The 18,779-nt window shown below is 69.4% G+C and carries 23 protein-coding genes and 3 tRNA genes; 13 read left to right on the top strand and 13 right to left on the bottom strand.

Features of this window, described 5'->3' with window-relative positions; translation table 11 throughout:
• The first annotated feature begins 158 nt into the window (after positions 1–158).
• From J7E89_RS16170 to J7E89_RS16160, 3 genes are all read left to right on the top strand, one after another.
• Positions 159–249 (top strand) — tRNA-Ser (locus J7E89_RS16170).
• Between the two features lie 186 nt (positions 250–435).
• Positions 436–508: transfer RNA gene (locus tag J7E89_RS16165), tRNA-Arg, on the top strand.
• 194 nt (positions 509–702) lie between these two features.
• Complete coding sequence (locus tag J7E89_RS16160; protein ID WP_214974138.1) at positions 703–1,005, top strand: hypothetical protein; 303 nt, start codon at positions 703–705, stop codon at positions 1,003–1,005.
• Between the two features lie 28 nt (positions 1,006–1,033).
• On the opposite strand, the gene J7E89_RS16155 is transcribed toward J7E89_RS16160, so the two are convergent.
• A complete protein-coding gene (locus tag J7E89_RS16155) occupies positions 1,034–1,696 on the bottom strand; it encodes a MerR family transcriptional regulator (protein WP_214974137.1) in 663 nt (220 codons plus the stop codon).
• An 86-nt stretch (positions 1,697–1,782) separates the two neighbouring features.
• Between J7E89_RS16155 and J7E89_RS16150 the strand changes: the two genes are divergently transcribed.
• The 8 genes from J7E89_RS16150 to J7E89_RS16115 all read left to right on the top strand — a co-directional run bounded on the left by J7E89_RS16150 (position 1,783) and on the right by J7E89_RS16115 (position 8,288).
• Positions 1,783–2,196, top strand: coding sequence for a DUF3291 domain-containing protein (locus J7E89_RS16150; RefSeq protein ID WP_214974136.1), 414 nt, complete (start codon positions 1,783–1,785; stop codon positions 2,194–2,196).
• 63 nt (positions 2,197–2,259) lie between these two features.
• Positions 2,260–3,207 (top strand): DUF2797 domain-containing protein, encoded by a 948-nt coding sequence (locus tag J7E89_RS16145; protein WP_214974135.1) that lies wholly within the window; start codon positions 2,260–2,262, stop codon positions 3,205–3,207.
• 86 nt (positions 3,208–3,293) lie between these two features.
• Positions 3,294–3,632, top strand: coding sequence for an antibiotic biosynthesis monooxygenase (locus J7E89_RS16140; RefSeq protein ID WP_214974134.1), 339 nt, complete (start codon positions 3,294–3,296; stop codon positions 3,630–3,632).
• Complete coding sequence (locus tag J7E89_RS16135; protein WP_214974133.1) at positions 3,619–4,491, top strand: amidohydrolase family protein; 873 nt, start codon at positions 3,619–3,621, stop codon at positions 4,489–4,491. The genes J7E89_RS16140 and J7E89_RS16135 overlap by 14 nt, the downstream gene beginning before the upstream one ends.
• A gap of 95 nt (positions 4,492–4,586) precedes the next feature.
• Complete coding sequence (locus J7E89_RS16130) at positions 4,587–5,309, top strand: response regulator transcription factor (RefSeq protein WP_285439246.1); 723 nt, start codon at positions 4,587–4,589, stop codon at positions 5,307–5,309.
• Positions 5,310–5,474: 165 nt separating this feature from the next.
• Positions 5,475–5,831, top strand: a complete 357-nt coding sequence (locus J7E89_RS16125; RefSeq protein ID WP_374196825.1) for a hypothetical protein — start codon at positions 5,475–5,477, stop codon at positions 5,829–5,831.
• Positions 5,832–5,930: 99 nt separating this feature from the next.
• Positions 5,931–7,442 carry an MFS transporter gene (locus J7E89_RS16120; protein WP_214974132.1) on the top strand — a complete coding sequence of 504 codons (1,512 nt, stop codon included), beginning with the start codon at positions 5,931–5,933 and terminating at the stop codon, positions 7,440–7,442.
• A gap of 81 nt (positions 7,443–7,523) precedes the next feature.
• On the top strand, positions 7,524–8,288 hold the full coding sequence (locus tag J7E89_RS16115) for a TetR/AcrR family transcriptional regulator (RefSeq protein WP_214974130.1): 765 nt from the start codon (positions 7,524–7,526) through the stop codon (positions 8,286–8,288).
• Between the two features lie 139 nt (positions 8,289–8,427).
• Here the strand turns inward: J7E89_RS16115 and J7E89_RS16110 are convergent, their stop codons facing one another.
• From J7E89_RS16110 to J7E89_RS16100, 3 genes are all read right to left on the bottom strand, one after another.
• On the bottom strand, positions 8,428–9,246 hold the full coding sequence (locus tag J7E89_RS16110) for a YceI family protein (protein WP_214974129.1): 819 nt from the start codon (positions 9,244–9,246) through the stop codon (positions 8,428–8,430).
• Between the two features lie 167 nt (positions 9,247–9,413).
• Positions 9,414–11,831 carry an MFS transporter gene (locus J7E89_RS16105; protein WP_214974128.1) on the bottom strand — a complete coding sequence of 806 codons (2,418 nt, stop codon included), beginning with the start codon at positions 11,829–11,831 and terminating at the stop codon, positions 9,414–9,416.
• A 23-nt stretch (positions 11,832–11,854) separates the two neighbouring features.
• The gene (locus J7E89_RS16100; RefSeq protein WP_214974127.1) at positions 11,855–12,364 is read right to left on the bottom strand and encodes a MarR family winged helix-turn-helix transcriptional regulator; all 510 of its coding nucleotides are present in this window, start codon (positions 12,362–12,364) and stop codon (positions 11,855–11,857) included.
• A gap of 212 nt (positions 12,365–12,576) precedes the next feature.
• Between J7E89_RS16100 and J7E89_RS16095 the strand changes: the two genes are divergently transcribed.
• Positions 12,577–12,792, top strand: coding sequence for a hypothetical protein (locus J7E89_RS16095; protein ID WP_214974126.1), 216 nt, complete (start codon positions 12,577–12,579; stop codon positions 12,790–12,792).
• A 14-nt stretch (positions 12,793–12,806) separates the two neighbouring features.
• On the opposite strand, the gene J7E89_RS16090 is transcribed toward J7E89_RS16095, so the two are convergent.
• The 9 genes from J7E89_RS16090 to J7E89_RS16050 all read right to left on the bottom strand — a co-directional run bounded on the left by J7E89_RS16090 (position 12,807) and on the right by J7E89_RS16050 (position 18,035).
• On the bottom strand, positions 12,807–13,607 hold the full coding sequence (locus tag J7E89_RS16090; protein ID WP_251060614.1) for a hypothetical protein: 801 nt from the start codon (positions 13,605–13,607) through the stop codon (positions 12,807–12,809).
• A gap of 98 nt (positions 13,608–13,705) precedes the next feature.
• A complete protein-coding gene (locus tag J7E89_RS16085; protein WP_214974123.1) occupies positions 13,706–14,572 on the bottom strand; it encodes an RNA polymerase sigma factor SigF in 867 nt (288 codons plus the stop codon).
• 221 nt (positions 14,573–14,793) lie between these two features.
• Positions 14,794–15,654 carry an RNA polymerase sigma factor SigF gene (locus J7E89_RS16080; protein WP_214974297.1) on the bottom strand — a complete coding sequence of 287 codons (861 nt, stop codon included), beginning with the start codon at positions 15,652–15,654 and terminating at the stop codon, positions 14,794–14,796.
• Positions 15,655–15,835: 181 nt separating this feature from the next.
• Positions 15,836–16,129 (bottom strand): Dabb family protein, encoded by a 294-nt coding sequence (locus J7E89_RS16075; RefSeq protein WP_214974122.1) that lies wholly within the window; start codon positions 16,127–16,129, stop codon positions 15,836–15,838.
• A 22-nt stretch (positions 16,130–16,151) separates the two neighbouring features.
• Positions 16,152–16,316: a hypothetical protein gene (locus tag J7E89_RS16070; protein WP_214974120.1), complete on the bottom strand. Its 165-nt coding sequence runs from the start codon at positions 16,314–16,316 to the stop codon at positions 16,152–16,154.
• Between the two features lie 94 nt (positions 16,317–16,410).
• Positions 16,411–16,497: transfer RNA gene (locus tag J7E89_RS16065), tRNA-Ser, on the bottom strand.
• Between the two features lie 82 nt (positions 16,498–16,579).
• Positions 16,580–17,008 (bottom strand): tRNA adenosine(34) deaminase TadA, encoded by a 429-nt coding sequence (tadA, locus tag J7E89_RS16060; RefSeq protein ID WP_214974295.1) that lies wholly within the window; start codon positions 17,006–17,008, stop codon positions 16,580–16,582.
• A 65-nt stretch (positions 17,009–17,073) separates the two neighbouring features.
• Positions 17,074–17,622 carry a hypothetical protein gene (locus J7E89_RS16055; RefSeq protein ID WP_214974118.1) on the bottom strand — a complete coding sequence of 183 codons (549 nt, stop codon included), beginning with the start codon at positions 17,620–17,622 and terminating at the stop codon, positions 17,074–17,076.
• 197 nt (positions 17,623–17,819) lie between these two features.
• Positions 17,820–18,035 (bottom strand): hypothetical protein, encoded by a 216-nt coding sequence (locus tag J7E89_RS16050; RefSeq protein ID WP_214974116.1) that lies wholly within the window; start codon positions 18,033–18,035, stop codon positions 17,820–17,822.
• 105 nt (positions 18,036–18,140) lie between these two features.
• On the opposite strand from J7E89_RS16050, the gene upp reads away from it, so the two are divergent.
• Complete coding sequence (upp, locus tag J7E89_RS16045) at positions 18,141–18,776, top strand: uracil phosphoribosyltransferase (RefSeq protein ID WP_214974114.1); 636 nt, start codon at positions 18,141–18,143, stop codon at positions 18,774–18,776.
• Positions 18,777–18,779: the final 3 nt, after the last annotated feature.

The following is an 18,779-nucleotide window of genomic DNA, read 5'->3' as shown; positions in this document are numbered from 1 at the left end:
CCGCACTCTCTAACGCTCCGCAGCCCCGGGCGTTGCGCAACCGGAAGGACTTTGCCCTGGCCCCCACCTGCCTAGTACCGTGGGCTGCGATTGGTGGCACCACGCAAGGCTGTGTCATCATCTGCACGCACCCACTCGCGCAGGCGAGAGAGTGTGCTGGAGGCGTCGCCTAGTCCGGTCTATGGCGCCGCACTGCTAATGCGGTTTGGGTCTTAAAGCCCATCGAGGGTTCAAATCCCTCCGCCTCCGCGCATGATCACCGAAGCCCCGGTCCGAGGACCGGGGCTTCGGTCGTTCCGCAAGCTGTTTCGCGGCCGCCTGAAGGCCGTTTTCGCAGCTCAGCAGGGGTGCGGCTAATGGATTTCGCGTGACGGCGCAGGTCATGTAATGTTGTTCTCGCAACGCCGACGGGGCAGAAAAAACCCCCAACGCCAAGCACTCGTAGCTTAACGGATAGAGCATCTGACTACGGATCAGAAGGTTGCAGGTTCGAATCCTGCCGAGTGCACACAGCCAAGAGGCCCCCTGGAGAAATCCAGGGGGCCTCTTGCGTTGCCCGCGCGGGGCGACGTGGCGGCGAGGTGGGGCAGCCGGGCGGCACGAATGGCCGTGCGGAGATGCCCGGGCGGCCCGGTCCACTTAGCGTCGCCGTGTGGAAGCCGGGAAGACGCCGCCGCACCGAGACGATTGTGAGGGACCTCCATGGCAGTCGTGATGACCCTTGTCTGGCCCGAGATCACCCCGGAGTTGTACGACGCGGCCCGCGCCAGGGTGCGCTGGGAAGAAGAGCCTCCGGACGGGTTGGTGCTGCACACGGCCTGGTTCGCCGGCGACGGCTTCCACGTGCTCGACATCTGGGAGTCGGAGGATCTCTTCCCCGCGTTCGTCGCCGCCAGGATCGAGCCCGTGCTCAAGGGGGAGCTGGGTGTGAAGAGTGACCCCCAGGTGGAGTTCTTCCCTCTCCACAGGCGCTTTGTCGCCTCAGGTGTCAGCGGTGGAGCCTGACGTCCGGGCCGGGTGATCCGGACTCCCGTCAGTCGCCGTAGCGCCTGGCCGACTCCGCCTCCTGCGCGAGGCGACGCAGGGCCAGTAGCGCGGGTTCCAGCAACACGGTCAGCAGCAGAGCTCGTTCGGCCTGTTCCAGGGGGTCGGCGGTGTCGGCCAGTTGGTCGAGATCGAGGGTGGCCGTGCGCTCGGCGAGTGCCGCGTAGGGGACCAGGGACCGCCAGTCGTAGTCCACGCCGAGTGAGCGCAGGGTCGCCAGGGTCTCGGCGACGACGCTCTTGGCCGGGGCGTGCTCGGAGACTTCCCAGCCCATCTCCGCCAGCAGCGCGTCCGTGTCCGCTGTCCCCGGAGGGCGTTCGCGGGAACTTTCCCCGGTGCCTTCTGCGGCGTTTTCCCCGGTGTCTTCCCCGGCCAGGACAGGCGGCCTGGCGCCGAGCACGAGGCCGAGTACCTGGTGCGGGTCCGCTTCGTTCTCGGACACGGCCTTCAGCACTTCCCGCGTTTCGTCGATCGACAGCCCCCGTACGCCGATGAGAGCGCGGATCAGCCGCAGGCGGCGTACGTGTGGCTCGCCGTACTCCGCTTGGGTGGCGGACGTAGGCCGGCCGGGTGGCAGCAGACCTTCCCGTAGGTAGTGCTTGATCGTCGTGATCGGCACTCCGCTGCGGCGGCTCAGCTCGGAAATTCGCACCGGTTCTCTCTTTCGTCTGGCTATTAGAGAGTGTCACTCTCTAATATGGATAGTGTCACTACCTACCTACGAAGGCGAGAAGTGCCATGCCGACACTGCCTTGGGTCACGCCCAACGCCGCTCCGTCACACGCGCAGGCCTTCGTCATGGCCTCCCGCTTCGAGGTGCGCTCCCTGGGCGACGTGCCGCGGTTCCTCTGGAAGTCGCTCGCCGCGTGGCGGCAGGTGCGATCCGCGCCGGGGGCGTACGGGGCCTCGCTCATAGCCCAGCCGGTGAAGCGCGCCTTCTACACGCTCTCCGCGTGGGAGAGCCGGGACGCGCTCTACACGTACGCGAGGACCGAACCGCACCGCGGCATCATGACCGGGCTGCGCTCGACCATGAGCGCGTCGACGTTCACGTTCTGGGAAGTCCCGGCCGGGCAGCTGCCGATCGGCTGGGACGACGCGAAGCGCCGCCTCGCCGACGAACGGGCTCGGACTGACGAAGCCGCTGCCTGACGGCCGGCGGCGGCCGCTCGGCGGCCGCCGCCAGTTGTCAGAGGGGGCCGTTAGCCTGCGGGTATGGGCTGGCTGTGTGGTGGTTTGCGGTGGACGGCGGGGCGGCCGGCGCTTGCCTGGTACGGGAGCGGGAGCGGGGGGCGGTCTGGGGGTGTCGAGCGCGTCAGCGAGCTGATGTACGGGGGCGACGCCGCGTTCCGGGTGGCGGGCGTGGAGCGCCTGTGCGTCGGGGCGCGCCGGGGCGGGTGCCCGCTGCGCGCCGTCGTGCCGCGACGGAGCAGCGGGGGGCAGTGCCCCGAGTGTGCGCGGCTGGACCGGTCGCGGTCGGTGGCGGCGGACACGATGGCCGACGATCCCCGGCCGTACGCCGTCTACCTGGCCTGGTTCGGCCCCGGGATGGTCAAGGTCGGGATCACGGCGGACGAGCGCGGGTCCGCCCGGCTGCTGGAGCAGGGGGCGGTCGCGTTCACCTGGCTGGGGCGCGGGCCGCTGATGGCGGCCCGGCGGACCGAGGAACTGCTGCGGGCGGCGCTGGGGGTGCCGGACCGGATTCCGTACAAGGTGAAGAGGGCCCAGCGGGTCTCGTTGCCCGCGCGGGGTGAGCGGGCACGGGAGATCGCGGAGTTGCACCGGCGGGCCGGGGCGCTGGCGGGGTGGCCGGAGTCGCTGGAGCGGGCGCCGTTCGAGGCGGTGGACCACGCCGGGGTGTTCGGGCTCGAAGGGCTGCGGCCGATGACCGGTGTGGTGACCGAGCTGGCCCCGGGCGGGGTGGTCGCGGGGCGGCTGCTGGCCGCAGCCGGGCCCGATCTGCATCTGGGGACGGTGGACGGTGGGGTGGTGGTGCTCGATACGCGGCTGATGAGCGGGTGGGAGCTGGCCGGGGCCGGTGCTTCCGCCGCCGATTCTTCCGGGGCCGGCGCTTCTGGGATCGGCGCCCGGACTGGTTCCGGGACTGGCGTGACTGTGCCGGTGAAGAGCGTGAAGCCGGGGGTGCAAGGCGGACTTTTCTGACGCGAAGGTCAAGAGATGGATCCCCTTTGGATCCCTTGTGGCAATGGGGCTGGACCGGGGGACGTGGGTGTCGGAGGGTGATCGACATGGACATCAGACCTGTCGAGGCGCATCAACCGCCCTACTACACAGTGGTTTTCACGTCGGTGAGAAGGGAGGAGGGGGCCGACGGATACGGCGAGGCCGCCGTACGGATGGCCGAGCTCGTGAAGGACGTGCCCGGGTTCCTCGGGTACGAGTCGGCCCGGACGCCGGGCGGGCTCGGGATCACCGTCGGGTACTTCCGGGACGAGGAAGCGATCGGCGTCTGGCAGCGGAACGCGGAGCACCAGGCTGTGCAGAAGCAGGGCCGGGACGAGTGGTACGAGAACTACACCGTTCACGTCGCCAAGGTGGAGCGGAGCTACGGCTTTGAACGAGGCTGAAGACGTACGGCGGTTCTGGGAGCGGCTCGGGCTGCCGGGGCTCATCGACGTACACACGCATTTCATGCCGGATCAGGTGCTCAGGAAGGTGTGGGCGTACTTCGATGCCGTCGGGCCGCTGACCGGGATGGACTGGCCCATCACCTACCGGCACGAGGAAGAAGAACGGGTCGCGCTGCTGCGGGAGTTCGGGGTGCGGCACTTCACCTCGATGATCTACCCGCACAAGGCGGGGATGGCGGCCTGGCTCAATGGCTGGGCGGTCGATTTCGCCGCCCGGACTCCTGAGTGCCTGCATACGGCGACTCTCTTCCCGGAGGACGGGGTGGCGGCGTACGTGCGGCAGGCCGTGGAGAGCGGGGCGCGGGTCTTCAAGTCGCACCTCCAGGTCGGGGCGTACGACCCGAACGACGCGCTGCTCGACCCCGCGTGGGGGCTCCTGGCGGAGGCCGGCATTCCGGTGGTGATGCACTGTGGTTCGGGACCGGCGCCCGGTAAGCACACCGGGCCCGAGCCGGTCGGCCGGCTGCTGGCGCGCCATCCGCGGCTGAGGCTCGTGGTGGCGCACATGGGGATGCCGGAGTACGCCGATTTCCTTGAGCTGGCCGAGCGGTACGAGGAGGTCCGGCTGGACACCACCATGGCCTTCACCGACTTCTCCGAGCGCTTCACGCCCTTCCCCGAGGGGGAGCTGGGGAGGCTGGCGGACCTGGGCGACCGGGTTCTGCTGGGGACGGATTTTCCCAATATTCCGTATGGGTACGGGCATCAGCTGGAGGCCCTGGAGCGGCTCGGGCTGGGGGACGACTGGCTGCGGGCTGTTTGTTATGGGAACGCGGGGCGGCTCTTCGGGATGTGAGGGGGCGGGGGGCCGAGGCGGGGGCGTCCGGGTTTCTCAGGGGATTCACAGGAACGGGAAAGAGTGCTCTCAGGGGCGTCGCCCAGCCTGGCCCCATGCGTACCGAAATGCTGAGACCCGGCGGCGGGCCCGTGCGGGTGCTCGTCGTGGACGACGAGGCGCCGCTTGCCGAGCTGCTGTCGATGGCGCTCCGATACGAGGGGTGGGAGGTCCGCAGCGCAGGTGACGGCGCGGGCGCGGTCCGCTCCGCGCGCGACTTCCGGCCCGACGCGGTCGTACTGGACGTGATGCTGCCGGATATGGATGGCCTCGCTGTGCTTGGACGGCTGCGGTGCGAACTGCCTGACGTGCCTGTGCTCTTTCTGACGGCCAAGGACTCTGTGGAGGACCGGATCGCTGGGCTGACGGCGGGTGGTGACGACTACGTCACCAAGCCGTTCAGCCTGGAGGAAGTCGTGGCGCGGCTGCGCGGACTCATCCGGCGCTCGGGGACCGCCGCCGCGACCGTACGCAGCGAATCGCTGCTGGAGCTCGGGGACTTGACGCTGGACGAGGACAGCCACGAGGTGGTGCGCGGCGGCGAGGGAATTCACCTGACCGCGACCGAGTTCGAGCTGCTGCGCTTCCTGATGCGCAACCCGCGGCGCGTGCTCAGCAAGGCGCAGATCCTGGACCGGGTGTGGAGCTACGACTTCGGCGGGCAGGCGAACGTCGTCGAGCTTTACATCTCGTACCTGAGGAGGAAGATCGACGCCGGCCGTCCGCCGATGATCCACACCCGGCGTGGGGCGGGCTATCTGATCAAGCCGGGTGGGTGAGCGCCCGGTGGGTGCCATGGGGCAGCCCCCGGCGGGCGCGGGTGCGCCGGGTGCGCCGGGTGGTCAGCCGGGCGGTCAACAGGCCGTCCCCGGCGGCGCGATGCCCGGCGGTACCCCCGGAGCAGCGGCAGCCCGCGTAGGCGGCAACCGCGGCGGTGCGGCGGCATGGGCGGGTTGCTCAACGGCCAGAGCGTCAGCTCCAAGGCTGCGGCCACGATCGGCGCCGGCGCCGACGACTACACCTGGGCGGCGGCCGCTGTCGGCTCCCAGCACGCCGCGAGCTACCAACTGGCCACGCAGAAAACGGTGATGGCGATCGGCGGGTTCAACGGCAGCGACCCGTCCCCGACCCTGGCCGAGTTCAAGGCGTACGTACAGAAGGGCGAGATCCACTACTTCATCGGTGGCGGCAGCGGCGGCCCCGGCGGCGGCAACTCCGCGATCACCAGCTGGGTCGAGGCCGGCTTCGCCAAGGTCACCGTCGACGGGACGAGCCTCTACGACCTGACCGACCGAAAATAGTTATACGGCGTATAGGGCCTTCTTGTACGGTGTACGGGAGCGGTTTCGATCCGCCCCCGTCCGTCCCCGTACCCGTACCCGTACAAGGAGACCCACGCAATGACGGCGACGACCGCCGAGAACCGCCCCACCGCGCAAGGCCACCCGCAGCGCTGGCTGATCCTCGGTGTCATCTGCCTTGCCCAGCTCACCGTGCTGCTCGACAACACCGTCCTCAACGTCGCGATCCCCTCTCTCACCAAGGAACTGGACGCGTCCACCGCCGACATCCAGTGGATGATCAACGCGTACTCCCTGGTCCAGTCGGGCCTCCTCCTCACCGCCGGCAGCGCGGCCGACCGCTACGGCCGCAAAAAGATGCTGGTCGCGGGTCTCGCGCTCTTCGGTATCGGCTCGCTCGTCGCCGGACTCGCCCAGTCCAGCGCCCAGCTGATCGCCGCCCGCGCGGGCATGGGCATCGGCGGCGCGCTGCTGATCACCACCACCCTCGCCGTCGTCGTGCAGATCTTCGACGACACCGAGCGCGTGAAGGCCATCGGCCTCTGGTCGACGGTCAACTCCCTCGGCTTCGCGGTCGGCCCGCTGATCGGCGGGGTCATGCTCGACCACTTCTGGTGGGGAGCGATCTTCCTGGTCAACATCCCGGTCGCGCTGATCGGCCTCGTCGCCGTCGTCTCGCTCGTACCGGAGTCCAAGAGCAAGCAGGGCGACCGCCCCGACCTGCTCGGCGCGCTGCTCTCCACGATCGGCATGACGGCCGTCGTGTACGCGATCATTTCCGGCCCGGAGCACGGCTGGACCTCCACCCAGGTGCTGGTCTCGGCGGCGGCAGGTGTCAGCGTCCTCGGTGCCTTCGCGGTGTGGGAGCTGCGCATCCCGTACCCGATGCTGGACATGCACTTCTTCCGCAACCAGCGGTTCGTCGGAGCGGTCGCGGGAGCGATTCTGGTGGCGTTCGGGATGGGCGGCTCGCTGTTCCTTCTGACGCAGCACCTGCAGTTCGTTCTCGGGTACGGGCCTTTGGAGGCGGGGCTGCGGACGGCCCCCCTCGCACTCACCGTCGTAGCGCTCAATCTCACCGGGCTCGGTGCGCGGCTGCTGCCGAAGCTGGGTACGCCCGGAACCATCGCCTCCGGCATGACGCTGCTGTCGGCCGGCCTCGCCGCGATAGCGCTGCTCGGCAGCTCCGGGTACGGCGGGATGCTGCTCGGCCTGGTCGTGATGGGCGCGGGCATCTCGCTCGCCATGCCTGCCATGGCCAACGCCATCATGAGCGCCATCCCGCCGGAGAAGGCAGGCGTCGGAGCGGGCGTGAACGGCACGCTGGCCGAGTTCGGCAACGGCCTCGGCGTCGCCGTCCTGGGCGCGGTGCTGAACTCCCGCTTCGCCGCGCTCGTACCGGCCGCGGTCGGCGCGGCCTCGCTGCCGGCGGCGCTGGCGGCGGCGAACGACGCGGGCGAGCGGGCCCGTATCGCGGACGCCTTCGCCTCCGGCGTCGAAACCAGCCAACTGGTGGGCGCGGTCGCGGTGCTCGCGGGCGGACTGCTCGCCGCGGTGCTGCTGCGGCGGGCGGAGCGGGCAGACTCATCCGGAGCAGCAGCAGCGGCATAGCATCGGAGCGGGGGAGCGGACCGGAACATTCCGGTCCGTGGCCCGCCCCCGCCCCGCCGGGAGAACGAGGAGTGTGCGCCCATGGTGTCCGCGGCCGACCGCGTCAAGAATCCAGCTCGCAACAGCGTCTGGCTGGAGGAAAAGACATCACGCACCCGCAAGGCCGAACAGCCGGCCGGGCTCGACCGGGACCGGATCACGGCGGTGTCGGTGCGGCTGCTCGACGCCGAGGGGCTCGCGAAGTTCTCCATGCGCCGGCTCGCCGCCGAGCTGAACGTGACCGCCATGTCGGTCTACTGGTACGTCGATACCAAGGACGACCTGCTGGAACTGGCCCTGGACTCCGTCTTCAGCGAGATCACGCCTCCGGCGGAGACCGACGACTGGCACGACCGGCTGCGCGGACTGGCCACCAGCTACCGGGACTTGCTGGTCCGGCATGTCTGGGTGTCGCCGCTGATCGGTACGTTCCTGAACATCGGACCGCACTCGCTGGCGTTCTCGCGGGCGGCGCAGGACGTGATGCGCGCGACCGGGCTGCCGCCGCACGGGCAGATGGGGGGCCTGTCCGCGGTCTTCCAGTTCGTGTACGGATTCGGGACGATCGAGGGCCACTTCGTGCAGCGGTGCGCGTCGGCGGGCATGAGCCAGGACGAGTTCTTCCGGCAGGCGATGGGAACGTTCGCCAGCGCACCGGAGCTCCGTGAGACGTTCGAGAGCGCGAAGGATCTGATGGAGGCGCGGCGCGGCGACACGGTGGCGGAGATGCGGGAGCGGGACTTCGATTTCGCGCTGGAGACGCTGATCGCGGGCATTGAGGCGATGGTCAAACGCCGGACGGGCTGAGTTTTGCCCCCTGGGCAACATTCAGCCCCTCCGGCGATTGAGGAGCGGGGTCTGCGGCAGCGCCCCAGTTCGGGAAGGGGCGGGTCGGGGAAAGGCCCCGCGCAGCGCCTCGCCACCAGACACCGACGCCGGCCAGGGGCTACGCCTGCGGCAACCGCTCCCCCCGCACCGCCTGAACGTCCAGCTCAACCCGCAGCGTCGCCCCGATCGCCGAGATCCCCGCCTGCACGACCTGGTTGTAGTTCATGGCGAAGTCGTCCCGCCGCAGCTCCGCCGTCGCCCGGAACGCCGCCCGCACGCCACCCCAAGGGTCCGGCCCCGTCCCCAGGTAGCTGAGGTCCAGGTCGACCTCACGAGCGACGCCGTGCAGCGACAGCTCACCCCGCACAGTCCACCGGTCCGGCCCCGCCGGGACAATGCCCGTACTGCTGTACGTGATCTCGGGGTAGCGCTCCACATCCAGAAAGTCCGGCGACTTCAGGTGCCCGTCCCGCATCCCATTGCCCGTATCAATGCTCGCCGCACCGATCACCGCCTCCACCCGCGACTTCCCGAGATCCTCCGCGATCTCGATACGCCCGCCGAAGTCCAGGAACCGGCCGCGCACGCTGGAGATCCCCAGATGCTGGGCGACCGCCGCCACCGAGGAGTGCGCCGGATCCAGCGTCCAGATGCCCGGAGGCGGGAGTTCCACGCCGCCCTGGCGGGCCAGTACGACCGTGCCGGCCTGTGCCCGACCGCTCGCCGTGACGAACGCCGTCGACGCCGACGGGGCGTAACCGGCCGCCGTGACGATCACCGTGTAAGGACCGGGCGACAAGGGAGCATCGGTCCTTACCGAACCCTCCTCATCCGCAGCCGCCCGGATCACCTGCGTGCCCGTCATGTCGGTCACGGTCACCACCGCGTGCTGCACGGCCCAGCCGTCCCGGGTCCGTACCTGTGCGCGAAGTCCCATCCCGTTTTCTCTCCTTGCCAACGAATTACGAGGGCCCCGGGGCCGGGACCGACAGGCGTCCCCTGCCTGTCGGCCCCGGCCCCGGGGCCCGTTCCGCACCGGCCGCAAGACATGAGGGGCGCGCCTCCGCTAAGGACGCACCCCGCCGCGCGGACGGGGGCTCTGGATTACTCGCCCGGGTGGGCGAGTTCGATGTCGTGGCCGTCGATGCCCCGGCCCGCGACCGTGAGCGCTCCGGCCACCGGCGGGTAGCCGGTCGCGACGACCGTGTACTCGCCCGGGTCGAGGTCGGCGAAGGCGTACGCCCCGTCGTCCCCGGTGGTGGAGGTGGCGATGACGTTCCCGGCCGCGTCCATCAGCGTCACCCGGGCGTCGGCCAGCGGACGCCGGCCGGCGCCGCCGCGTACCGTGCCCTGGACCAGCGCACCGGCCTGGAGGGCGACCTCGATGCGGGTGACGCCCTGGCCGCCGATCTCCACCGGCAGCGCCATCGGCCGGAATCCGGCCGCGTTCACCGCGACGGTCACCGTGCCGGGGATCAGCTCGCCGAAGACGAACTCGCCCTGTGCGGCGGACTTGCCCGTGGCCAGCACATCGCCGCGTACGTCCGTCACGATCACCATCGCCTCCTCGACCGGCAGCCCGCCGTCTGCGGCGCGCACGGTCCCGGTGAGGCCGCTCGTACCGGACAGGAGGATGTCGTACGCGACGGGTTCGTCACCCAAGACCACCGTGGAGGCCTGCGGCTGGAAGCCGTCGGCCGAGGCGATCAGGACGTACGAACCGGCTGCTGGGGCGTCCAGCGCGTAACGGCCGTCCTGGGCGACCGCGCGGCCGAGCTGCCGCCCGGCGAGGGAGATCAGCGTGACCGCGGCCTGCGGCACGGCCGCTCCCTCGGCGGTACGGACCGTGCCGTGCAGGGTCTTGCCCGTCACGGGCGGGGCGGCGGCGACGGCCTCGGTGGCGGACACGGGCTGCGGCGTCTCGACAGCAGTCGGCGCCGCATCGTCGTTGGACGACTTCAGGGCGACCTCCTTCACGAACAGCACCAGCACGAGACCGATCAGCGCGATGGGCGCGGCGTACAGGAAGAGGTCGGCGACCCCGTCTCCGTACGCGCTCTCCATGACGGTCCTGATCGGCGCCGGCAGCGCGTCCATGTCCGGGATGCTGTTGCCGGAGGCCGCCGCGCCCGGCTTGATGTGGAGCGCGGCCAGGCCGTCCTCGACGTAATGCGTGATGCGGCTGGAGAGCACCGCGCCGAGCGCGGAGACGCCAACAGCGCCACCGAGGGAGCGGGTGAAGGTGACCAGTGAGCTGGCCGCGCCGAGCTCGGCGGGCTCCACCTGGTTCTGCGAGGCCAGGACCAGGTTCTGCATCATCATGCCGAGGCCGAGGCCGAGGACCGCCATGTAGACGGCGACCTGCCAGTACTCGGTGTCGTACTTGATGGTGCTGAGCAGGCCGAGGCCCGCGACCAGGCCGACGCCGCCGCCGACCAGGAAGCCCTTCCAGCGGCCGGTCTTGGTGATGATCTGGCCGGAGACCGTGGACGAGATGAAGAGGCCCGCGATCATCGGGATCGTCATGACGCCGGACATCGTCGGCGACTTGTCCCGGGCCAGCTGGAAGTACTGGCTGAGGAAGACGGTCGAGCCGAACATCGCGACACCGACGAAAAGGCTCGCGAACGACGTGAGCGCGATCGTGCGGTTACGGAAGAAGCGCAGGGGGATGAGCGGCTCCGAGGCCTTCGTCTCGACCAGGATGAAGATCAGGCCGAGCACGAGCGAGCCGCCGACCATGGCGTACGTCTGCCACGAGATCCAGTCGTAGTTGTCGCCCGCCAGGGTCACCCAGATCATCAGCAGGGAGACGGAGGCGGCCAGGAAGAAGGCGCCCAGCCAGTCGATCTTGACCTTGCGACGGACGACGGGGAGCTTGAGGGTCTTCTGGAGGAGGACCAGGGCGATGGCCGCGAACGGCACGCCGACGTAGAAGCACCAGCGCCAGCCCAGCCAGTCGGTGTCGGTGATGACACCGCCGAGCAGCGGCCCGCCGACCGTGGCGACGGCGAACGTCGCGCCGATGTAGCCGGCGTACCGGCCCCGCTCACGCGGCGGGATCATCGCGGCGATCACGATCTGCGAGAGCGCGACCAGACCGCCGGTACCGATGCCCTGGAGCACGCGGAAGGCGATGAGCGTCCCGGTGTTCTGCGAGATACCGGCCAGCGCCGAGCCGATGACGAAGATGACCAGGGCTATCTGGACCAGCAGCTTCTTGCTGAAGAGGTCTGCCAGCTTGCCCCAGAGGGGGGTGGTCACGGTCATGGACAGGAGGGCGGCGGTGACGACCCAGGTGTACGCGCTCTGGGTGCCGTCGAGGTCCCGGATGATCTCGGGGAGGGCGTTGGACACGATCGTCGACGACAGCATCGCGACGAACATGCCGAGCAGAAGACCGGTGAGGGCCTCCATGATCTGCCGGTGTGTCATCGGCGCGCCGCCGTCGGAGGGGGAGTGGTGGTGGGACCCCTGCTTGGCGTGGCCGCCCCGCACACCGGCTGGTGTGGTCGTAGCCATTGAATTCCTTTGCTTGCGCGTGCTTACGCGGGTGTTGCGGGCATTGCTGGTACTGCTACTGGTGCTTGTGTCGCGTCGTGCTCGAAGTGGTGCGGGGCCCGCGCCCGGCAGTCGCCGAAGCTGCTGCGCAGGCGGGCCAGCATCGTGTTGAGCTGTCCGACCTCGTCGTCGGACCAGTCGTCGAGGGCGCCGGCGAGCGTCTGGGTGTAGCGCTCGGAGAGTTCCTCCAGGAGCGCCCGGCCCGCCGGGTTGAGCCGCAGGATGCGTGAGCGCTTGTCGCACGGGTCGGGGGCCCGGTCGATCCAGCCGCGCTCCGCCACATGCGCCACGTGCCGGCTGGTTACCGACATGTCGACCGCGAGGAGCTCGGCGAGCCGGCTCATCCGCATCTCGCCGTGCCGGTCGAGGAGTGTGAGTACGGCGGCCGATCCGGCCGGGCAGTGCGCGGGCAGGACGCGTGCGAGATCGCGCTTCACGGCACCTATGGCACTGAGCTGCCGGGCCAGTTCCTCGAACTGACTCTGTGCGGCCATGGGTACCTCCGAACATCTTGTTGCTTAGGGCAACCATAGAAGTAGTTGGTTGCTCCAGGCAAGCTAATTCGGGCCTGTGGGAGTAAAGGAACCCAAAAGGCTCCGTGCGTGGCGGGTCAAGGACATCCGCACGGCCGGTAAAGCCGCAGATCACGTGCCTCGGAGGGTCCGGGGGTGTGCGGAGCGGGCCCACTTCGCTAGGGTCGTGCCCCATGGCACACAACCCCCACGCTCCGCAGGGCCCCGAGGGTCAGCACGACCCGGCGGGCAGCACCCAGATGTTCCGCGCCTTCGTAGACGACGGCGAACCGCAGCGGCAGCAGCCGGCCGCGGCCGCCGCGTCGGGCGGCCCCAAGACCGGCCTGATCATCGGCGTCGTAGCCGTCGTCGCGATCCTCGCGGCGGTCGCCTGGCTCGCGCTCGGCTGATCACGCCGTAACGGTCATTTCCAGTCGGCGGTGACGTCCTGGGTCTCGACACGCATACCCAGCGGCACCCGCCAGGCGTCCACGCACACGGTGTACGTCTTCTTCACGGCCGCGCCCGCGGCGATCGGCCCGGGCAGCGGCTGGGTCGATATCCTGGTGTCCCAGTCGATGCCGAGCGCGCCGATGATGTGCGTCGCGAAGGTCACGGTGCCCGAACGGACCGCTGATTCCCCGGCGTTGCGGAACGGCACGGTCACCTTCTCGCACCACCGCTTCTCGCCGGCGGCGAGCACAGGGTCACCGAGCTTGAGTACGGCGGGTCCCGCGGGCGGCTCAGGCGAACTCGGCGCCCCGGGCGATCCGGTCACCGGCGGCTTTGTCGACGTACCGCCATCGCTGCCGTTGTCGCCGCCGCCACCGCTGTTGCTCTCGTCGCCGTCGTCAGGCACGCCGGGTACTTCCGGTGCGTCCGTCGAGCCCGGGCTACCGCCCTCGCCGGACGGCTCCTCACCGCCGCCGGCCCCGGGTGTACCTCTGTCGCGGTCTTCGTCGCCGCCTTCCGGTGCCGAGGACGAGGGTGAGGACGGAGGCGGGGACCCGCGCCCGTCACCACTGTCGCCGTCACCACCAGCACGCGCACTGTCCCCGTCGAGCGGCACCAGCTCGACCTTGCCCTCCGGCGGTACGGCCCGTCCCGGCGCCCGCTCCGGCCCCGAGCCCGCCGCGCCGACCGCCACGTACCCGTCGTCGTCGCTCCCGCCGCCGCACGCGGCCAGCACCGCGCCCAGACACAGCACAACCGCCGCGGCGCTCATCGCAGCGCCTCGGCGGCCGTGTGTCAGACCATGACGTCGCATCGCGCCAGTGTGTCTGACGCACCGTCAATTAGAAAGGGTCCAGCAGCGGTTCAGCGTCAGTCCGCGATGAGGCCTTCCCTCAGCTGCGAAAGCGTGCGCGTCAGCAGGCGCGAGACGTGCATCTGGGAGATGCCGACCTCTTCACCGATCTGGGACTGGGTCATGTTCGCGAAGAACCGCAGCATGATGATCTGACGTTCGCGCGGCGGCAGTTTGGCCAGCAGCGGCTTCAGCGATTCGCGGTACTCGACGCCTTCCAGCGCCGTGTCCTCGTACCCGAGCCGGTCCGCCAGCGAACCCTCGCCGCCGTCGTCCTCGGGAGAGGGCGAGTCCAGTGAACTGGCCGTGTAGGCGTTGCCCACCGCCAGCCCGTCGACGACGTCCTCCTCCGACACCCCGAGCACCGCGGCGAGTTCGGGAACGGTCGGCGAACGGTCGAGCTTCTGCGCGAGGTCGTCGCTGGCCTTCGTCAGCGCGAGCCGCAGCTCCTGGAGGCGGCGCGGGACCCGTACCGACCAACTGGTGTCGCGGAAGAAGCGCTTGATCTCGCCCACGACCGTCGGCATCGCGAACGTCGGGAATTCCACGCCCCGTTCGCAGTCGAACCGGTCGATCGCCTTGATCAGGCCGATCGTGCCGACCTGGACGATGTCCTCCATCGGCTCGTTGCGGCTGCGGAACCGGGCCGCGGCGTAACGCACCAGAGGGAGGTTGAGCTCGATGAGCGTGTCCCGTACGTACGTACGGTCAGGGCTGTCCTTGTCCAGGGCGGCAAGCCGCAGGAAGAGTGAGCGGGACAGAGTGCGGGTGTCGATTGCTTCCGGCTGTGACACGACGAGCGGCGGCGGAGGAGCCGTCACCTGGTCGAGCACGGCGGGCACTTCCTTCGTGAGCACCTTCGAGCTGCCCTGATCTGCGGACATGCCGGCCCCCTTTCAAGCACTGAGGTCGCTGACGGTAGCGGCGGGCGCTCCCGTCGGAGGAAGCAGCCTCCACCTGAATACCGGCGGCGGAGCTGCGGCAAACGCGGTTCCAGCAGAATGTCACATGTCGGCAACACGCTGTAGCGCCAAGTCGACAAATCTGCGCAGGAAAAGGGGGGTGTGCGGCTTTTCGGCCATTCGGCGGGTACTACACGATCCGGTTACGCCTCGATTCGATTTGCGGATCGAAGGCGGGCGAAGCTTCTCGCCAGAAGTCTTGACACATGCATCTGCGAGACGCCCAGTTCGGCGCTGATCTGTGACTGCGTCAGGTTGTTGTAATACCGGAGCAGCAGGATCCGTTGTTCCCGCTCGGGCAGTTGTACGAGCAGGTGCCGCACGAGGTCGCGATGCTCGACGCCGGCCAGTGCCGGGTCCTCGTACCCGAGCCGGTCGAGCAGTCCCGGCAGCCCGTCACCTTCCTGGGCGGCCTCCAGCGAGGTCGCGTGGTACGAGCGTCCCGCCTCGATACAGGCCAGTACCTCGTCCTCGGAGATCCGCAGGCGCTCCGCGATCTCGGCGGTCGTGGGAGAGCGCCCGTGGGCCGTCGTGAGGTCCTCGGTGGCCCCACTGACCTGTACCCACAGCTCATGCAGCCGCCGGGGCACGTGGACGGTTCTGACGTTGTCGCGGAAGTACCGCTTGATCTCGCCCACGACGGTCGGCATCGCGAAGGTCGGGAACTGCACGCCGCGGTCCGGGTCGAACCGGTCGATCGCGTTGATCAGCCCGATCGTGCCGACCTGTACGACGTCCTCCATCGGCTCGTTGCGGCTGCGGAACCGGGCGGCGGCGTACCGCACCAGCGGCAGGTTCGCCTCGATGAGCGCTCCGCGCACGCGGTTGTGCTCGGGTGTCCCCGGGTCCAGCCCCTTCAGCTCCTCGAACAGCACCTGCGTGAGGGCCCTGGTGTCCGCGCCGCGGCTCTTCGGAGTGCCGCCGGCCGGGGGGTCGGGGGCGGTCTCGGGTGGGAGCGGCTGAAGCTGCTGGGGCGGAGCTTGAGGTGCTGTACTGGCCGGCACGGTCACGCCACCCCTCTTCTCGGTCAACCACGGTCAACTCATCCGTCAAAAGCGGTCATAGCATCACAAGACATGTGCACTGTGCGCAAGCACCGCATACCCCCGTGTTGAGGGGCAAGTTGGGGCGTACGCATGCAAAAACCCCACACCGGACCGGTGCGGGGCTTGCTGCCGCGGGGGCTCAGAACTCGTAGTCGGCGATCACCCACGTGGCGAATTCACGCCACTGTCCGGCGGCCGCCTGGTGGGCCGGGTGCTCGATGTACCGCTTCAGCGCATCGCGGTCCTGGACCGCCGAGTTGATGGCGAAGTCGTACGCGATGGGCCGGTCGGTGATGTTCCAGGCGCATTCCCAGAACTCCAGCTCGGGAACGACCCCGTCGAGCTCTTCGAAGGCCTTCACGCCGGCGAGGACGCGCGGCTCGTCCCGCTCGACACCCTCATTGAGCTTGAAGAGGACCAGATGGCGGATCAAGGGGCACTCCTTCGATGCTCGATCACTGGATCAGCTGGGTCATGAACTCGCCGACCCCCTGGGCGGCACTGGACACGCCTTCGAACCCTACCTGGACGAGAGCGGCCGCCCTGTCGGGGGAAGTGATGATCGTGTACAGCACGAAGACGACGACCATGTACAGCGCGATCTTCTTCGTTTGCACCATCTGTGCGGCCTCCCCTGCCGGTCCCGTGAGTCGCGTGAGTCTAACCGCACAACACGAAAGCCCCGACTCTGGGAGTCGGGGCTTTCGTTCTGAGCGGTAGCGGTGGGATTTGAACCCACGGAGGAGTTGCCCCCTCACACGCTTTCGAGGCGTGCTCCTTAGGCCGCTCGGACACGCTACCGAGAGAGAGCTTAGCCCACGCCGGGCCGTGCTCCGAAATCGGTTCTTCGGCGGCCCCTGCGGCGGTCCTTGCGGCGGTCCCTTCAGCGGTCCCTGAAGAAGGCCGTCAACTGCGCCGAGCACTCCCTTTCGAGTACGCCCTGGATGACCTCGGGCCGGTGGTTCAGCCTCCGGTCCCGTACGACGTCCCAGAGCGAACCCGCGGCGCCCGCCTTCTCGTCGAGCGCCCCGAAGACGACCCGGTCCACCCGCGACTGTACGAGCGCACCCGCGCACATCGTGCACGGCTCCAGGGTGACGACCAGCGTGCAGCCCGTCAGCCGCCACTCACCGAGCCCCAGCGCCGCCCTGCGGATGGCCAGCACCTCGGCGTGCGCCGTCGGGTCACCCGTCGCCTCACGCTCGTTGTGCCCCGCAGAGAGCAGCGAGCCGTCGGGGCCCAGCAGGACGGCGCCGACCGGCACGTCGCCGGCCTCCGCCGCCCGCGCCGCCTCGTCCAGGGCCAGGCGCATGGGCGCCCGCCACCGGTCCCGTACCGGATCGGGTTCCGGTGCTTCTTCTGTGACTGCCGGGCTCACTACTGGACGGTCTCCAGTACGTCGGCGGCGCCCAGCGCGTCGGCGATCTCGACAAGCGCGTCCGTGCTCAGCGCCAGCAGCTCCTTCTCGGGCAGGCCGAGGTCCGCCAGGATCCCTGTCTCCCCGAGCGGACCCGCCGGTACGACGCTGCCGCCGTCCGCCGTGATCTCCTCCTCGTCGCTCTCGTTGTTGAGTTCCTCGTCCGGTTCCCCGTCCTCCGTGCCGTCGAGGTCGACGAGGTCTTCCAGGGCATCCGGATCCTCGGGGTCCCGGCCGAGCAGTTCGTCGGTGAGCAGGATCTCCCCGTACGAGGAACGAGCGGCCGCGGCCGCGTCCGAGACATAGATACGAGGGTCCTCCTCGCCGTCCACCCGGACGAGGCCGAACCATGCGTCTTCCTGCTCGATGAAGACGATCACCGTGTCGTCGTCGACCGTGGCCTCGCGGGCCAGATCGGTCAGGTCGGACAGGGTTTCCACGTCGTCGAGCTCCGTGTCGCTCGCTTTCCACCCGTCTTCGGTGCGCGCGAGCAGTGCGGCGAAGTACACCGTGACTCTCCCACTGGTCTTGAGAAGTGCCGGTTGGAGTTCCTCCCGGCCGGAGGGTGTCGCTCAGGTTGTTGCTGAGGTTGGGGAGAAACCGTTTCGCAGCTCCGAGCCCCGCCCACTCGGAATCGTGGCAGAAACAATCGCTCCGCGAGAGGTCTTCCGCTCTTGCGGCGTGTACCAGTCCTGCGAGATAGCCCCTACCAGCGGAAGGTACGCATCCGCATGTGCTGCCGCATCCGGGCCGCCCGGGCCCGGCGTGGCTGTACCCGCTCGCGCAGGGCCTTCGCCTCGTGCAACTCGCGCAGGAACTGGGCGCGCCGCCGCCTGCGGTCGACCAGACCCATGTTTTCCTGCTGTTCCCGTTCCTGTTCCGCTTCCTGTTCCTGATCCTGCTCCTGGTCCCCGTCCGGCATCGGCCCACCACCCCAAGCCCGCGTCTGTCCCCCACCCCACCTTCCCTCCGGCCGGCGTGTTGATGCCAGCGCGGGCGGCCCGTGTGCCCGGCTACTGTTGACGGCATGCGGATCCACGTCGTCGACCACCCGTTGGTGGCGCACAAACTCACCACCCTGCGCGACAAGCGCACCGACTCCCCGACCTTCCGGCGCCTCGCCGACGAGCTGGTCACCCTGCTCGCGTACGAGGCCACCAGGGACGTGCGCACCGAACAGGTCGACATCCATACCCCCGTGACGTCGACGACGGGCGTGAAACTGTCCCACCCGCGCCCCCTCGTCGTACCGATCCTGCGGGCCGGTCTTGGCATGCTCGACGGCATGGTGCGGCTGCTGCCGACCGCCGAGGTGGGCTTCCTCGGCATGATCCGCAACGAGGACACGCTCCAGGCGGAGACCTACGCCACCCGGATGCCGGAGGACCTCTCCGGCCGCCAGGTGTACGTCCTCGACCCGATGCTGGCCACCGGCGGCACGCTGGTCGCGGCGATCCGTGAGCTGATCAAGCGTGGCGCGGACGATGTCACGGCGGTCGTGCTGCTCGCGGCGCCCGAGGGCGTCGAGCTCATGGAGCGTGAGCTGGCCGGCGCGCCGGTCACCGTGGTCACGGCCTCGGTCGACGAGCGGCTCAACGAGCACGGCTACATCGTGCCGGGCCTCGGCGACGCGGGTGACCGGATGTACGGGACCGCCGACTAGTTC

The sequence above is a fragment of the Streptomyces sp. ISL-100 genome (assembly GCF_018614615.1).
Classification (GTDB): Bacteria; Actinomycetota; Actinomycetes; order Streptomycetales; family Streptomycetaceae; genus Streptomyces.
The sequence above is the reverse complement of the archived record's forward strand: the minus strand, read 5'-3'. Positions and strand labels throughout refer to the sequence as shown.

Bases quoted from the DNA above. Each gene is read 5' to 3' on its own strand.
- J7E89_RS16160 (WP_214974138.1), top strand. From the start codon at position 703: ATGGCAGTCGTGATGACCCTTGTCTGGCCCGAGATCACCCCGGAGTTG.
- J7E89_RS16150 (WP_214974136.1), top strand. From the start codon at position 1,783: ATGCCGACACTGCCTTGGGTCACGCCCAACGCCGCTCCGTCACACGCG.
- J7E89_RS16145 (WP_214974135.1), top strand. From the start codon at position 2,260: ATGGGCTGGCTGTGTGGTGGTTTGCGGTGGACGGCGGGGCGGCCGGCG.
- J7E89_RS16140 (WP_214974134.1), top strand. From the start codon at position 3,294: ATGGACATCAGACCTGTCGAGGCGCATCAACCGCCCTACTACACAGTG.
- J7E89_RS16130 (WP_285439246.1), top strand. From the start codon at position 4,587: ATGCGTACCGAAATGCTGAGACCCGGCGGCGGGCCCGTGCGGGTGCTC.
- J7E89_RS16125 (WP_374196825.1), top strand. From the start codon at position 5,475: ATGGGCGGGTTGCTCAACGGCCAGAGCGTCAGCTCCAAGGCTGCGGCC.
- J7E89_RS16120 (WP_214974132.1), top strand. From the start codon at position 5,931: ATGACGGCGACGACCGCCGAGAACCGCCCCACCGCGCAAGGCCACCCG.
- J7E89_RS16115 (WP_214974130.1), top strand. From the start codon at position 7,524: ATGGTGTCCGCGGCCGACCGCGTCAAGAATCCAGCTCGCAACAGCGTC.
- J7E89_RS16110 (WP_214974129.1), bottom strand. From the start codon at position 9,246: ATGGGACTTCGCGCACAGGTACGGACCCGGGACGGCTGGGCCGTGCAG.
- J7E89_RS16105 (WP_214974128.1), bottom strand. From the start codon at position 11,831: ATGGCTACGACCACACCAGCCGGTGTGCGGGGCGGCCACGCCAAGCAG.
- J7E89_RS16100 (WP_214974127.1), bottom strand. From the start codon at position 12,364: ATGGCCGCACAGAGTCAGTTCGAGGAACTGGCCCGGCAGCTCAGTGCC.
- J7E89_RS16095 (WP_214974126.1), top strand. From the start codon at position 12,577: ATGGCACACAACCCCCACGCTCCGCAGGGCCCCGAGGGTCAGCACGAC.
- J7E89_RS16090 (WP_251060614.1), bottom strand. From the start codon at position 13,607: ATGAGCGCCGCGGCGGTTGTGCTGTGTCTGGGCGCGGTGCTGGCCGCG.
- J7E89_RS16085 (WP_214974123.1), bottom strand. From the start codon at position 14,572: ATGTCCGCAGATCAGGGCAGCTCGAAGGTGCTCACGAAGGAAGTGCCC.
- J7E89_RS16070 (WP_214974120.1), bottom strand. From the start codon at position 16,316: ATGGTGCAAACGAAGAAGATCGCGCTGTACATGGTCGTCGTCTTCGTG.
- tadA (WP_214974295.1), bottom strand. From the start codon at position 17,008: ATGCGCCTGGCCCTGGACGAGGCGGCGCGGGCGGCGGAGGCCGGCGAC.
- J7E89_RS16050 (WP_214974116.1), bottom strand. From the start codon at position 18,035: ATGCCGGACGGGGACCAGGAGCAGGATCAGGAACAGGAAGCGGAACAG.
- upp (WP_214974114.1), top strand. From the start codon at position 18,141: ATGCGGATCCACGTCGTCGACCACCCGTTGGTGGCGCACAAACTCACC.